The following is a 14,969-nucleotide window of genomic DNA, read 5'->3' on the forward strand; positions in this document are numbered from 1 at the left end:
TTGTAGTAAGTCGACGATTTTTGCCAATAAACGCAACTAAATTAAATCAGTAGGTGGATTACTGTCGTTTTGATAATTTTATTAAAAAGAGAAAAGGTAAAATAGTATTAACTAAATTGTATTGGTAAAAAATTTAATCTACCCTACTTGTACTCAACACTTTATATCGGTATCAAGCATATAAATGCAAGTCTATTTATCTAGAACAGGAGCCTAAACATGAATAATGTTGTTCCGATTATTCTCTGCGGCGGCTCAGGTACTCGTTTATGGCCTCTTTCACGTTCTGGATTTCCTAAGCAGTTTTTAGTCCTATCTGATAATCCACAGCAACATAGTCTTTTTCAAGAATCCATAACTCGCGCTCAAGTAGCAATTGGATCACATGACGATCATCGATCGGCATTGATTGTGACCAATGAAGAGCATCGATTTTTAGCTTTGAATCAGGTGCATGAATTAAAAAATATTAAGGCAACACTATTACTCGAGCCATCAGGGCGCAATACCGCTCCCGCACTTACCTTGGCTGCACTATGTGCGATGGACGATGGGAGTGATCCCATTTTGCTCGTTACGCCAGCCGATCAAACCATTACCAATCAATCCGCTTTTGAAGAGGCCATACAGTCCGCTTTGCGGATTGCGCAATCAGGGACGATAGCTATCCTGGGCATTCCTCCTGACACACCAGAAACTGGTTACGGCTATATTAAGGCCCAGCAAGCGCAAGAAGGTGATGGGATGCTAGTGGAGCATTTTGTCGAAAAGCCTGACTTAGTGATTGCTACCCAATACCTAAATGAGGGTGGTTATTACTGGAATAGCGGAATGTTTGTACTCAAAGCTAGCATATGGCTTGCCGCAATAAAGTATTTTCGGCCTGATATTTTTCAGGCGACAAGCGAAGCATATCAAGGAAAAACGAGGGACGTCAGTGGTGATAACAACGGCAGTGCTATTTTTATTCGTCCCGAAAAAGGTCTATTTAATGCTACCCCCAGTGAATCGATTGATTATGCCGTGATTGAAAAATGCCCCGGTAGCGCATTTGCGATCCGCATGGTGCCATTAGATGCTGGTTGGAATGATTTGGGTGCCTGGGATGCGGTCTGGCAAGTGGGTAGCCCTGATGCGCAGGGCAATGTCACAAGAGGTGATACCGTATTAGATAAAACGACTAACTCCCTGGTCTACTCAAGCACGCGCTTGGTGAGCGCTGTGGGAGTGAGTAATCTTGTGATTGTTGAGACTGCCGATGCAGTGTTGGTTGCCGATCGGAGCAATAGCCAAGAGGTCAAGGCAATTGTGAAGCAGTTAGAGAGCAGGGGTCGCGAAGAGAAGAACTTACACCGCAAGGTTAATCGTCCCTGGGGCTGGTATGACAGCGTCGATCAGGGTGAGCGATTTAAAGTCAAACGCATTCAGGTTAAGCCGGGAGCAAGCCTCTCTTTACAAATGCATCAGCACCGCGCAGAGCATTGGATTGTGGTTAAGGGCGTCGCACAGATCACTAATGGCAAAGAAGTCATTACCCTTACCGAAAACCAAAGTACTTATATCCCAAAGGGTCAAATTCACCGTTTAGCCAACCCCGGGTCCGAGCTCCTGGAAATCATAGAGGTGCAATCTGGCAACTATCTTGGGGAAGATGATATTGTGCGCTTTGAAGATACGTATGGGCGAAACTAAGCGGTTTCTAGGGTACGAATCAAAATCCTCCAATGACCATCTATCCGCTACACTTGAAAGTATGAGCACTAACCGACCCAAAGTTGCCCTCATCACCGGTATTACTGGCCAAGATGGCTCTTACCTTGCTGAGTTTTTATTAGAAAAAGGCTATGTGGTGCATGGTATTAAACGGCGCGCTTCTCTATTTAATACTGAGCGCATCGACCACCTCTATGAGGACCCCCATGTTAATCATCCCCAATTGATTTTGCACTATGGTGATCTTACTGATACTAGTAATTTGGTGCGTATCATCCAACAAACCCAACCCGATGAGATCTATAACCTAGGGGCGCAGAGTCATGTGGCGGTTTCCTTTGAGTCGCCCGAATATACGGCGGACGTTGATGCGATTGGGGCGCTTCGCATGCTCGAATCAATACGTATTTTAGGATTGGAGAAGAAAACTCGCTTTTATCAAGCCTCCACATCCGAACTCTATGGTTTAGTTCAAGAGATCCCCCAAAAGGAAACGACTCCATTCTATCCTCGAAGTCCTTATGCAGTCGCCAAACTCTATGCCTATTGGATTACAGTCAACTACCGGGAAGCCTATGGGATTTATGCATGCAATGGCATCCTCTTTAATCATGAGTCCAAGCGTCGCGGAGAGACCTTTGTTACCCGCAAAGTCACGCGTGGCTTAGCCAATATCGCCCAAGGCTTGGAAAAGTGTCTCTACATGGGTAATATTGATGCCTTGCGGGATTGGGGGCATGCCAAAGACTATGTGCGCATGCAATGGCTCATGCTCCAGCAAGATAAACCAGAGGATTTTGTGATTGCTACTGGGGTGCAATACACCGTTCGCGAGTTCATTCAAAAGAGTGCCCAGCAACTCGGAATTACTTTACAGTTCCAAGGCAAATCCGAGGCCGAGATGGCGATCGTTGCTAAGATCGAGGGCGACAAAGCACCCGCTGTAAAGGTGGGCGATGTGATTGTGCAAATTGACCCCCATTACTATCGCCCTACCGAAGTCGAAACTCTATTAGGAGATCCTTCCAAAGCCAAAGAAAGACTTGGTTGGATCCCGGAGATCACACTTGATCAGATGATCGAAGAAATGGTGAGCAACGATCTTGAGAAAGCCAAGCAGCATGCCTTACTGAAAAAGTTTGGTTATGCGGTGGCCATTGGCACAGAAAAATAAATTCAACCCCAATGTCTACAAACCATTTATACCAAAAAATATATATAGCCGGCCATCGCGGCATGGTTGGTTCTGCGATTGTCCGCGAGCTAAGGAGTAAGGGCTATTTAAATCTTGTGGTCCGAACCCATGAGGAGTTGGATCTAACGAATCAAGCAGCTGTTCAACTTTTTTTTGAAACCGAAAAGCCCGACCAAGTATATTTGGCTGCTGCTAAGGTAGGTGGAATTCATGCAAACAATACCTATCCAGCCGAATTCATTTACCAAAATTTAATGATTCAAAGTAATGTAATTCATCATGCTTTCAGGAGCGGCGTTAAAAAGCTACTGTTTTTAGGTTCAAGTTGCATTTACCCCAAAGAAGCGCCTCAACCGATGGGAGAAGATGCACTACTTACCGGTAAATTAGAATCGACTAATGAGCCCTACGCAATCGCAAAAATAGCCGGAATCAAGATGTGCGAGAGTTATAACCGACAATACGGTGATTCACACGGAGTTGACTATCGCTCGGTAATGCCGACTAATTTATACGGCCCTGAGGATAATTATCATCCAGAAAACAGTCATGTTATACCGGCGCTGATTAGAAGATTTCATGAAGCAAAAATTACTAATTCACCCGAAGTGATGATTTGGGGAACTGGTACTCCAAGGCGTGAATTTTTATATGTCGATGATATGGCTGCAGCTTCAATTTTTGTGATGGAGCTTGATAAGAAAATTTACGATGCAAGTACTAAACCGATGCAAGGCCATATTAATGTAGGGTACTGGGAGGACATTACCATTACACAATTAGCATTAGCTATTTCCAATGTAGTCGGTTATCAAGGAAAAATTAGCTTCAATTCGGACAAACCAGATGGCGCTCCTCAAAAGTGGATGAACTCCAACCTCTTGAAGAAGCTGGGTTGGGTTGCTAAAGTAGATATTATGAATGGATTGGCGAAGGCCTATAAGGACTTTTTAAAAATTAATTAACCTATTAGTATTAGGTAAGTCTCTTCATTTCCAAACCAAAAACGCTAAAGCAATAAATCAAATTGAATATTCTTTTAACAGGTGGATTAGGTTATATCGGTAGCCACGTTACTGTAGTTTTAGCTGAAGCTGGCCATCATGTAATCATTTTAGATAATCTTCATAACTGCAAGATTGAGGTTTTAGATCGTCTGGCAAAAATTTTAGGAAATTCCCCTGCATTTATCCAGGGAGATGTGCGTAATCAGCTTTTGGTGGAGTCAGTCCTAAAGGACCAAAAAATCGACGCCGTAATGCACTTTGCGGGTTTAAAAGCGGTTGGGGAGTCTGTGCAGAAGCCCCTCATGTACTATGAAAATAATGTTGGCGGAACAATTTCTCTGTTGCAGGCAATGAAAAGTTGTCAGGTTAAAAAAATTGTCTTTAGTTCGAGCGCTACGGTTTATGGCATACCCCAATATCTTCCCTTGGATGAAAAGCACCCAACAAATCCAGAAAGCCCTTACGGACAAACGAAGTTACAAATCGAAGCAATCCTACAGGATTTGGCAAGATCCGATCAGAGTTGGAAAATCATAGCCTTACGTTACTTTAATCCAGTGGGAGCGCATGAATCAGGTTTGATTGGCGAAGAGCCCAATGGTATTCCTAATAATTTAATGCCCTATATTTCTCAGGTTGCATCGGGTCTTTTGCCAAAGTTGAAAATTTTCGGCAATGATTATGAAACGCCCGATGGAACTGGGGTTCGAGATTACATTCATGTGATGGATTTGGCGGAGGGTCATGTATGCGCTCTGAATTATTTATACAATAATGAATCAGAATTTTCCATTATGAATTTAGGCACTGGAGCTGGATATAGCGTTCTAGAGCTGGTAAAGCTTTATCAAAAAGTCTCTTCTCGAAAAATAACATATGAGATTGCTGCTAAAAGAGCTGGTGATATAGCTGCTTGTTACGCCAATGCTGATAAAGCTGCTGTTCATATGGTCTGGAAGGCAAAGCGCTCGTTGGAGAAAATGTGTGAAGATTCATGGCGCTGGCAAAGTCGGGGTTAGGTATTAAATATGTGAGTACTATCAAATATCATCATCAACAAAGTGCCAAATTCAAATATTTCTTGCTGGTTAGCCCTGCCTTAACAGTGTCGGAGCTTTGTCATGCTAAATGGTCTTGTTTTAGGCGCACACGATATCTGTTCAATATGCAGAAAACCTAAACAGTTTATTTTCTATTAAATAGGCGCATTATATATAGCATCAGTTAATCAAAGAGAGCGAATACACAAACTTTTGTGCAATACTTATTTAGGGCCTATACCCTTAATTTTATCGCAGGAATCTGCGAATAAACTTACTTTTGACAGGCTAATTTAGGGAGATGATTATTGAGAATAAATCTCAACAATTATTTTTTTTGTATTGTATTTTAGTGTCAGTGACAAAGAATGCAAATACAGGAGGATGTAAAAATTAATTTAAAACTAAATTTACCTATAAATAAAAATTTATCATACCATCAACCAGTTTTTCAACTTTGGGAATATATAAGCCCAAGACGAAGATTGCAGTTGGTATCAATTATTCTTATGTCAGTTTTTTCATCCTTTGCTGAAGTGTTTTCAATAGGTATTCTGATTCCATTTTTATCGGCGCTAACTAATCCGAAAAAAATATTAGATAACCACTCCCTCGAATCAATTTTTTCGGTAACTGGAATCGCTGCCGCGCATGAATTAATATTTGCATTAATGATAGTCTTTATTATTTCAGTGGTGGTTGCGGGAATTTTAAGACTCTTGCTTTTGTGGGGAAATTCAAAGATCTCCTTTTACATTGGTGCTGAGCTGAGTACTGAAATTTATAGGCGATGTTTGTATCAACCTTACACCCACCAAATTAACCAAAATAGTAGTGAGGTAGTCACCGCTATCTTAAGTAAAGTAGATGCAGTTATTTTTGGGGTTATCTCACCTATTCTGGTCCTCATTAGCTCGATAATTGTCTTAATTACAATCTTAATTGCACTACTATTGATTAGTCCTTGGATTTCATTAACTATTTTTGGCGTAGTTGGTGGGTTATATCTATTAATTTCGCTAATGATGAGAAAGCAATTAATGCTTAATAGCCGAAAGGCCGCTGGCGAGTCAAATAAACTTGCTAAGATGCTTCAAGAAAGTTTTGGGGGCATTAGAGATATTTTGCTTGGCAATACCCAAGAGGTTTATTGTGCTTCATTTAAAAATGCTGCCTTTAATCTAAGAAAATCACAGGGAAGTTCTTTTTTTATAGGACAATCACCGCGTTTGATTTTGGAAATGCTTGGTATGGTTGTAATAGCAATAGTCGCATATATGATTACAAGTTTAGAAGCTGGATTATTGGGAGCGGTGCCGATTCTTGGTGCAATGGCATTGGCCGCACAACGATTGTTACCCACTTTTCAGCAGATATATTCATCCTGGGTATCGTTAAGATCAAACAATTCTCATTTAAAAGATATATTAAAGCTGATGAGTTTAAAAGCCCCCAATCAACTCAGCCTAAATGATCTTGATATAAAGATGAGTTTTGACGAGTTTATAAAATTAGATAATGTAAGTTATTCATATAGATGTGATTCCAAAATTATTCTTAATGAGATTAATTTGAAAATCTATAGAGGCGAAAAAATTGGTATTATAGGGCTGACTGGCGGCGGTAAGAGCACCTTATTAGATTTAATAATGGGTCTGCTGGAGCCTACGTCAGGTAGTATTTATATTGACAACATACAACTAAATTCTAAAAACTGCTCACGTTGGCAGAGGCGAATTACTCATGTTCCGCAGGGAATATTTTTATCTGACTCTTCAGTCGCACAAAATATTGCTTTTGGAGTACCGTCCAATGAAATTGATTATCGTCTAGTGAAGGCCGCAGCTGATATGGCTCAAATATCGAGTGAAATAGAATCCTGGAAAGAAGGATATCGGACTGTTATTGGTGAGCGGGGTATCAGGCTTTCTGGGGGACAAAGACAAAGAATAGGTATTGCAAGAGCGTTTTATAAAAAAGCTGATGTCATTATTCTTGATGAGGCTACGAGTGCCTTAGATTTAAAAACTGAGGAAATGGTTATTCATGCCCTTGAAAAAACGTCTGATAAATTTACCATTTTTATGGTTGCCCACCGATTGAGTACTCTTAAGAATTGTGATCGAGTAATCGAGATTTCTGATGGTCATATTAAGCGAATTGGAACCTATCAGGAGATGATCTAACCAAACTTACATAAGTAATCTTGGTATTAGTAAGTATCTTACTAATAGAGCATTAATTTTTTGAATGTATGCACGAAATAAGATATCACTTGAATCTATCGGGCCTTACAAACAAGGCATCGAATTGAAGGAGTTCTCCTGTTCTGGGGTCGCTAAAGCCAGGCGTAAGACCCCATAGTTGGTAATCATTCTTCTTAAAAAAGTCAAAAAAATAATCGTACAAGTATTGAGAAGCGTAAAGTTGGGTTGTTGATAGCTCTAGCTGAACTGCTTTAATTTTCTGGAGGGCGTTTATGCTACCGGCTAGAACTTCGTGCTCATACCCTTGAGTATCAATTTTTAAGAAGATATTCACGTGATTTTTGCTTATTTCGCTAAATATTGAGTCTAATGTAATTACCTCTACTTCTTGAGATGAAGAATATTGCGACTCTGGGGCGGCTTTAATATGCCTTGGAAGCATATCTAATATAGAGGAACTACCTGAATTTCCTGCAACATTAATTAAAGAGATTGATGGACTGCTTCCAAGCGCACACCTTCTGAAAACATACCATCGAGAATCATTAGCTGAATTTTTGCATAAAGACTTGTGTGCATCCAGAAGGGGCTCGAAGGATAAAATTTGATTTTTATATCCGTCATGCCTAGCTTGAATTGCAGTTTGGCCCGTATTCGCACCAATATCAATTAGTAAATCAATGTTTAGGGAAAGTAGTGGCGATATCATGGGTGTTTGGTAGCGAGAAATTTCATACCCAAGATATCTTGAGGCTGCGCGTAATATTTCTTTTAGTGCCATGAGTTTGAAATGTGATTAGTTAAATAATGTAATATCACAATTTTAAGCCAAAAAAGGTAGATCTAAAATGGGAAAGTAAAATCTAAAAAAGGATTAAAAATGACAAAAAAAACTCTATCTCAGATATTTTATAGTGCAAATAATTCCTCCATCAAGCACGAGTCGTATTTTGCGGTATATGAGAGTCTATTTAATAAATTTCGTGGGGGCGAGGTAACCTTTCTTGAGGTAGGAGTTTTTAATGGCGGCTCTCTAAATATGTGGAAAGAATATTTTGGCTCAAAGGCAAGGATTATTGGAGTTGATCTCAACCCTGTTGCATTAAAATTAATTGATCAGGGTTTTGAAATCTATATTGGAGATCAAGAAAGTAAAAGTTTTTGGTTGGATTTAAAGTCTAGGATCGGAAAAGTGGACATTATTCTTGATGATGGCGGACACAAAAATCTACAACAAGCTGTTACATTGTACTATGGTGCCGACTTAGTATCAGATGGTGGTTTAGTTGTAATAGAGGATGTACACACTAGTTACTTTAGGAGATTTGGAAATCCCGGATATTTTTCATTTGTCAATTTCAGTAAGCGAATAATAGACATCGTTAATTCAAGATTCGCTTACTTGAAAAAAATTAACTCTAAATTAGGAAGTATGGTATGGTCAATTCAATATTTTGAATCTATTGTTGCCTTCAATATTGATAGAAGTAAATGTAAAATATCAGTTCCAGTAGCTAATAAAGGATATTCAAATAATGCTACTGACTTCCGACATGAGAGTGATAAATTAATAAAGGCTTCAGAGTTGATAGAGCAGCGAGTACATGAGACTACTGGAAATAAAAAAATTATTTCAAAAATTATTATGAAAATATTTGATCAAATTTATTATTTATATGAATATTTAAAAAGTTTAAGTATAAATAAATATCTAAAATGAATATATATTTTTGTACGACAGAGTCAGCAAACAGCTACAAAAGTTGGTCGAATATTCCCTATCTAGTTAAAACTAAACTTGAGGCAGAAGGGTATTACGTTAAAAATATTATATTGCACGAACTTGCGCTGACAAAATTTATTTTTAATAGCTTTATTAAATTAATTAATATATTTAAAAAGGATAAAACTACTTTTTTATACAATCGAACCTATTTACATTATTTTTTTACTTACTACTACTCAATACTTATAAAAGTGTTTGCAAAAAAGGATGATGTCATAATTATTCAGGGATATACGCATCCGCCTAAAATTTTTAAAAATAAAACAATTATGTTAGGAGATTGGCCATACGAATATATTTTTGATAATTTTCTCAAAAGAGCGCCGTCTGCTTATGAAAAACATGCAATAAAAAGAGAAAATATTGAAATTGAGCGTGCAAATATTGTAATTACAATCTTCCCTGATGTTTATGATTTTATGATTACAAATTACCACAACAAAAATATACACTTTCTTGGTAATTTTGTAAATATTGATTTTAGCCAAAATCCACCCGCTATTGAACATAAGCAATCATCAAATCGAATTTTATTTATAGGGAGAGCCCAATATTTAGATGGAGCTCATGAGCTAGTTGAGGCAATTAATCAGCTTAGATTATTAGGTTACGAAATTTTTTTGGATATAGTTGGGATTTCAAAATCAGAAATGCCAATTAATTATGATTGGGTAACAATTCATGGCTACTTGGATAAGGGACGACCTGCTGAAAAAAACAAGTTTTATGAGTTACTTAAAAATGCTAGGGCAGTTGCTAACACTACAAAAAACTGGAATGGCTTTCAGGCACTTCTAGAAGGAATGTATTTCTCTAATCCAATCATAATAAGAAAAAATCCAAATATTAATAAATATTTTGATAATTTGAGTGATTTTTCTTACATAATAGATGATAGCCCAAATTCATTGGCTACAAATATTAAAAAAATATTTATTGATGAAAGATTATATAAATTAAAGGTAAAAAGTGCTCGAAGAATAAGTGAGTTTCATACGTGGGATCTATTCATAAAAAAATTAACTTTCTTTATAAATGAAAAATAATAATATTACGGCTATTGTTTTTACTTTTAACGAAGAACGAAGAATTGGATTTGTTCTTGATAATCTCATTGGTTATTGCAATATTATGGTTATTGACGGAGGTAGTACAGATAACACTGAGAAAGTATGTAACAAGCATGCAGTAATATTTTTAAGACGACCTGAGTGCTCACCTAATGATGAAATGCGGTTAGATACCTTAAAATGGGCATATGATCAGGTGCCAACAGATTATGTAATTCATGTATATTGCTCTCATTTTTATCCAGCTAAGCTCTTAGAAGCTTTTGAAAAACTAACCAAAGAGAAAAATTTGGATGCAATTTATCATGATTTAGTAGTATTAAGATATGGACGCATAGTTCACCGACCAATAATAAAGCGCACATCTTCTGCATGCGTTTTTTATAAAAAATCAATTATTAATTTCGCTAAATCAAAGATACATGATGAGCTTGCAATTCAATATAATCCAAATACAATGATACGATTAAAAGCTGAAGACGATCTTTCGCTCCATGTATTTCAGGATGAAGATTATTTGAGTACTGAAAAAAAACATCTAGGATATGCAAGAACAGAGGCTAGTCAAATGCTCAGAGCAGGGCATAGAAAAATTGGTCGTTATGATCTATTTTTGGGACCACTGTTAAAGTTTTTATATATGTACCTCAGGTCAGGAGCATTTATGAATGGGGTGCCTGGATTGATTTACTCAATTGCACTTTTTCAATACAACCTTTCTAAAAATATTTTTTTGTGGGAAATGCAAAATTCAATGGAAAGGCCAGAAATAATTAAGGCTAATAATGCATTGAGAAGCAGGCTAATTACTAAATCAAAGAGGGTCACCATCTAATGGACCTTGCTGTAGTCATTCCTACATATAATAGGTTTACTATTACCAAGCAATGTATTAATACTTTAAAGAAGAATGAAAAACGTAACATTTTAATTATTATTTGTGATAGCTCCTCAACAGACAATACACCTTTAATAAAACAATTATTCGATAATCTAGAGTTTATAGATGTTGGTCCTAATACCTGGTGGTCCGGAGCAGTGAATGCTGGAATAAAAAAAGCAGAATATTTTGGATATCGTAATGTCTTAGTCTTAAATGATGATCTTTATTTTGATTTTAATCTAATCGATAATATTATAGAAGCTTCAAAACGACACCCAGACGCAATAATTTCAGCCTCTCAAGAGACTAATTCAAAATTATTCATAGGAAGTATTTACTCAGGGATTTTTAAAAAAACTCAACATTTATATAATAATCTAAATTCAGCTAGAAATTTGAGTCAGATAGTTGAAAGTACTAATGGTTCTTGTTTGTATATACCCTGTAAAGTATTTAAAAATATTGGCTATTTTGATGAAGTAAGATGCCCCCATTTATATGGCGATACAGAATTTCAGCTTCGAGCTCTTAATGCTGGTATAAAAATAATTTGCGATTTAAATGTAAGAGTAGTTCAGCAGCCAACTACTGATTACATTAGAAGACTATCTCTTTCAAGTATATTAACTGCACCTGATTCCCCTTTCAAAATTTCTGCCTATTGGGCATTTTGTAATATGTTATTTAAATCTAAGTCAAAAGCAGTATTTTTTGGAGTTTGGCACCATTATTTTTTTATAATTCAATTAACAAAAGCAGTATTTAATAAATGTTGGAATTTCAAAATTTTTTCAAAATCATTAAACAATTATGAAAATTAGTGTATGTATCAAGGTAATTAACACATTTATTTTTTAAAAAGATGTTGTGGAAGATTGCTATCTATAAAATGATAAGATTATAAATTTTATAATGAGATTTGACGATAAATTTTCAGGTACCATACGTCATGAATTAAATAAAGAAAAATCTCGGTTATTATTTAACTAATTTTTACCAAATATCTTTTATAGTGGTAAAATGTTATTCTAGCAAAAGACCACTTTTGAATTCAGGATGATATATAAAATTTTTTTTGATATTACAATAAGTTAAAAATATAGTGATTATTAACATAATAATAAATTATGAAATGCATATATAATATAAATGTGAATTAAAAATTCTCTTAATAACTATGTATTATTAACTAATTAACAATTAATAAAGTTTCATAGTTTAATTAAAAGTTTAAATTCGACTACATCAATTATAAAAATTTTTATTAAACTCTTCACAAAGACACCTTTAGTACGTTAAAGACTAATTACCTAAAATTAAATAAACATATATATAACATATAAACATATAAACATAAAAATGAGGAAATAATGGATAAATTTGGAATAGATAGCCATAAATTAATATATCACCCAAAAAGAGTTTCCCAATTCTTGGAGAATCGAAATGCTTGGAATACAGCAAAATCAATTTATCCTATTTATGTAGAGGTATCGCCTGTAGGCGCTTGTAATCATAGGTGTACATTTTGCGCAGTTGATTATATTGGTTATAAGACTGTAATGTTAGATCCATCAATATTCTCTGAAAGACTTAAAGAAATGGGTTCACTTGGTGTTAAAAGTATTATGTATGCAGGCGAGGGTGAACCACTGCTTCACAAAAAAATTAATAAAATAGTAGAAGATACTCATAATTCAGGAATTGATGTTTCATTTACCACAAATGCTGCAGTTTTAAATAATGAATTTATTGAACGCTCATTACCATTAACTTCCTGGATTAAAGTTTCAATTAATGCAGGCACTTCAGAAACATATTCGAAAGTACACCAAACGAAGGAAAAAGATTTTATGAGAGTGGTGAATAATTTGAAAGCTGCCGTAAAAGAAAAAAAATCAAAGAATCTCAAATGTGTTATTGGAGCACAATCATTACTCCTGCCTGAAAATATAAATGAAATGGAGCTATTAGCAAAGATTTGTAGAGATGAAATTGGTTTGGATTATTTAGTTGTAAAACCTTACTCTCAACATCTTTTTAGCAATACAAAAGTCTATCAAAATATTGACTACTCCCATTCAGAGAAATATGGTGAAAACTTGAGAGCTCTAAGTACAGACACTTTTAAGCTGATTTTTCGACAAAATACGATACAAAAATATTTAAATAAGGAAAATCGTTACGATAAATGCAATGCTACGCCTTTTTTCTGGGCTTACGTAATGGCAAATGGGGATGTTTACGGATGTAGTGCATATTTATTAGATAAAAAATTTATGTATGGGAATCTTCATGAGGAAGCATTTCGTAATATTTGGGAGGGGAAAAGGCGTGAAGAAAGTTATTTTTATGTAAGAGATCAACTAGATATCAAGGGATGTCGAATTAATTGTCGTATGGATGAGATAAATCGCTATCTTTACAGCCTTACCCATGAGCAAATAGAGCATGTAAATTTTATTTAACTAAATGATATAGATTTTATGAAATGCATTATTACAGGCGGTGCCGGCTTTATTGGAAGTCATCTATGCGAGCTGTTATTGAATAATGGGCATCAGGTTAAAGTATTAGATAATCTAATCTCTGGAACAACTAAGAATTTAATAACTTGTGAGAATAATAACAAGTTTAAATTTATAAAAGCAGATATTCGTCAAGTTGAAACAATACGTGAGTTTTTTTGCGATGTTGATTGGGTTTTTCACTTGGCTGGAATTGCTGACATAGTACCTTCCATAGAAAACCCTTTGGATTATTTTAATACAAATGTAGTTGGTACATTAAATGTTTTAAATTGTGCAAAAGAATCAAATGTTAAAAGATTTATATATGCTGCTTCATCATCTAGTTATGGAATTCCAAATATATATCCAACTAATGAAGCGGTTCTAACCAATCCTCAACATCCATATGCGTTAACAAAACATATGGGCGAAGAATTAGTATTACATTGGGCTAAGATTTATGGAATATCAGCCCTATCTTTAAGATTGTTTAATGTATATGGCCTTCGCTCAAGAACAAGTGGTGCATACGGAGCTGTATTTGGTGTCTTTTTGGCTCAGAAAATTAATAATCATCCATTAACAATTGTGGGGGATGGATCGCAAACAAGAGACTTTACTCATGTAACGGATGTTGCGTATGCTTTCTATGAAGCTGCAAAAACAGACCTAACAGGTGAAGCTATTAATGTAGGAAGTGGAAACCACTACAGTGTAAAATATTTGGCAGATCTTTTGGGTGGGCCTATCCAGTATATTCCTAAAAGACCTGGTGAACCGGATTGTACTTATGCAGACATATCCAAAATTAAAAAACTACTAGGATGGAAGCCAAAAATAGTCTTTGAAGATGGAGTGGCAGAAATGGTTAAAAATATTCAAAATTGGAAAGATGCTCCAGTATGGAATGTAAACTCAATTGAAGTTGCTACTAAAAATTGGTTTAAATATCTTGGATAATACCTGATTGAACAATAATGAATCTAGAACTGAATAACCGCTTAGATAATTTTTGTACATTAATTAATACATGTGAGATTACATTAAAAAATGAATCTTGTGTGAATTTAAATAATGGTATTAATTTAATATATGAAAAGTTAAAAAATTTAAAGAATAATAATAAAAATTTATACCTATTTGGTAACGGAGGAAGTGCAAGTGTTGCATCGCATGCAGCAACTGATTTTTGTAATGTTGCAAAAATCAAAGCCACAACTTTACATGAAAGTTCAATGCTTACATGCTTTTCAAATGATTATGGATATGAAAATTCCTTTTCAAATATCGTAGATCATTTTTTGAATAAAGAAGACATTATTATTGCAATAAGTAGTTCAGGTAATTCAATGAATATCCGAAATTTAGTATTAGTAGCAGAAAAAAATGATGCCCTTCTAATAACCTTTTCTGGATTTTCTATAAACAATCCATTAAGAAAACTCGGTGATATCAATATATGGTTAAATTCAAATGATTATGGATTTGTTGAAATAGGGCATCAATTTATACTTCATAATATTGCTGATCGATTTAATCCAAAGTTTTCGGAGTAAGT

General features: G+C 35.5%; 13 protein-coding genes. 12 read left to right on the forward strand and 1 reads right to left on the reverse strand.

Annotated features, from left to right (window positions below):
- Positions 1-219 precede the first annotated feature (219 nt).
- From QUE65_RS01515 to QUE65_RS01535, 5 genes are all read left to right on the forward strand, one after another.
- Complete coding sequence (locus QUE65_RS01515) at positions 220-1,692, forward strand: mannose-1-phosphate guanylyltransferase/mannose-6-phosphate isomerase (RefSeq protein WP_286281400.1); 1,473 nt, start codon at positions 220-222, stop codon at positions 1,690-1,692.
- A 61-nt stretch (positions 1,693-1,753) separates the two neighbouring features.
- The gene (gene gmd / locus QUE65_RS01520) at positions 1,754-2,887 is read left to right on the forward strand and encodes a GDP-mannose 4,6-dehydratase (protein ID WP_286281402.1); all 1,134 of its coding nucleotides are present in this window, start codon (positions 1,754-1,756) and stop codon (positions 2,885-2,887) included.
- An 11-nt stretch (positions 2,888-2,898) separates the two neighbouring features.
- Complete coding sequence (locus tag QUE65_RS01525; protein ID WP_286281404.1) at positions 2,899-3,873, forward strand: GDP-L-fucose synthase family protein; 975 nt, start codon at positions 2,899-2,901, stop codon at positions 3,871-3,873.
- Between the two features lie 62 nt (positions 3,874-3,935).
- Positions 3,936-4,934, forward strand: coding sequence for a UDP-glucose 4-epimerase GalE (galE, locus tag QUE65_RS01530; RefSeq protein WP_286281405.1), 999 nt, complete (start codon positions 3,936-3,938; stop codon positions 4,932-4,934).
- Positions 4,935-5,464: 530 nt separating this feature from the next.
- Positions 5,465-7,141 carry an ABC transporter ATP-binding protein gene (locus QUE65_RS01535; RefSeq protein WP_286281407.1) on the forward strand — a complete coding sequence of 559 codons (1,677 nt, stop codon included), beginning with the start codon at positions 5,465-5,467 and terminating at the stop codon, positions 7,139-7,141.
- 85 nt (positions 7,142-7,226) lie between these two features.
- On the opposite strand, the gene QUE65_RS01540 is transcribed toward QUE65_RS01535, so the two are convergent.
- Positions 7,227-7,943 (reverse strand): FkbM family methyltransferase, encoded by a 717-nt coding sequence (locus QUE65_RS01540; protein WP_286281408.1) that lies wholly within the window; start codon positions 7,941-7,943, stop codon positions 7,227-7,229.
- A gap of 99 nt (positions 7,944-8,042) precedes the next feature.
- Between QUE65_RS01540 and QUE65_RS01545 the strand changes: the two genes are divergently transcribed.
- From QUE65_RS01545 to QUE65_RS01575, 7 genes are all read left to right on the forward strand, one after another.
- Positions 8,043-8,882 (forward strand): class I SAM-dependent methyltransferase, encoded by an 840-nt coding sequence (locus tag QUE65_RS01545; RefSeq protein ID WP_286281409.1) that lies wholly within the window; start codon positions 8,043-8,045, stop codon positions 8,880-8,882.
- Entirely contained in the window at positions 8,879-9,994 is a 1,116-nt protein-coding gene (locus tag QUE65_RS01550) for a glycosyltransferase (protein WP_286281412.1), read from the forward strand. The genes QUE65_RS01545 and QUE65_RS01550 overlap by 4 nt, the downstream gene beginning before the upstream one ends.
- Positions 9,984-10,853 (forward strand): glycosyltransferase, encoded by an 870-nt coding sequence (locus QUE65_RS01555; RefSeq protein WP_286281414.1) that lies wholly within the window; start codon positions 9,984-9,986, stop codon positions 10,851-10,853. The genes QUE65_RS01550 and QUE65_RS01555 overlap by 11 nt, the downstream gene beginning before the upstream one ends.
- On the forward strand, positions 10,853-11,722 hold the full coding sequence (locus tag QUE65_RS01560) for a glycosyltransferase family 2 protein (RefSeq protein ID WP_286281416.1): 870 nt from the start codon (positions 10,853-10,855) through the stop codon (positions 11,720-11,722). The genes QUE65_RS01555 and QUE65_RS01560 overlap by 1 nt, the downstream gene beginning before the upstream one ends.
- A gap of 549 nt (positions 11,723-12,271) precedes the next feature.
- Positions 12,272-13,369: a radical SAM protein gene (locus QUE65_RS01565; protein WP_286281419.1), complete on the forward strand. Its 1,098-nt coding sequence runs from the start codon at positions 12,272-12,274 to the stop codon at positions 13,367-13,369.
- 18 nt (positions 13,370-13,387) lie between these two features.
- Positions 13,388-14,371 carry an SDR family oxidoreductase gene (locus tag QUE65_RS01570; RefSeq protein WP_286281421.1) on the forward strand — a complete coding sequence of 328 codons (984 nt, stop codon included), beginning with the start codon at positions 13,388-13,390 and terminating at the stop codon, positions 14,369-14,371.
- A gap of 17 nt (positions 14,372-14,388) precedes the next feature.
- Complete coding sequence (locus tag QUE65_RS01575) at positions 14,389-14,967, forward strand: SIS domain-containing protein (RefSeq protein WP_286281423.1); 579 nt, start codon at positions 14,389-14,391, stop codon at positions 14,965-14,967.
- Positions 14,968-14,969: the final 2 nt, after the last annotated feature.

This window comes from Polynucleobacter sp. HIN8, from assembly GCF_030297615.1.
Lineage (GTDB): Bacteria > Pseudomonadota > Gammaproteobacteria > Burkholderiales > Burkholderiaceae > Polynucleobacter.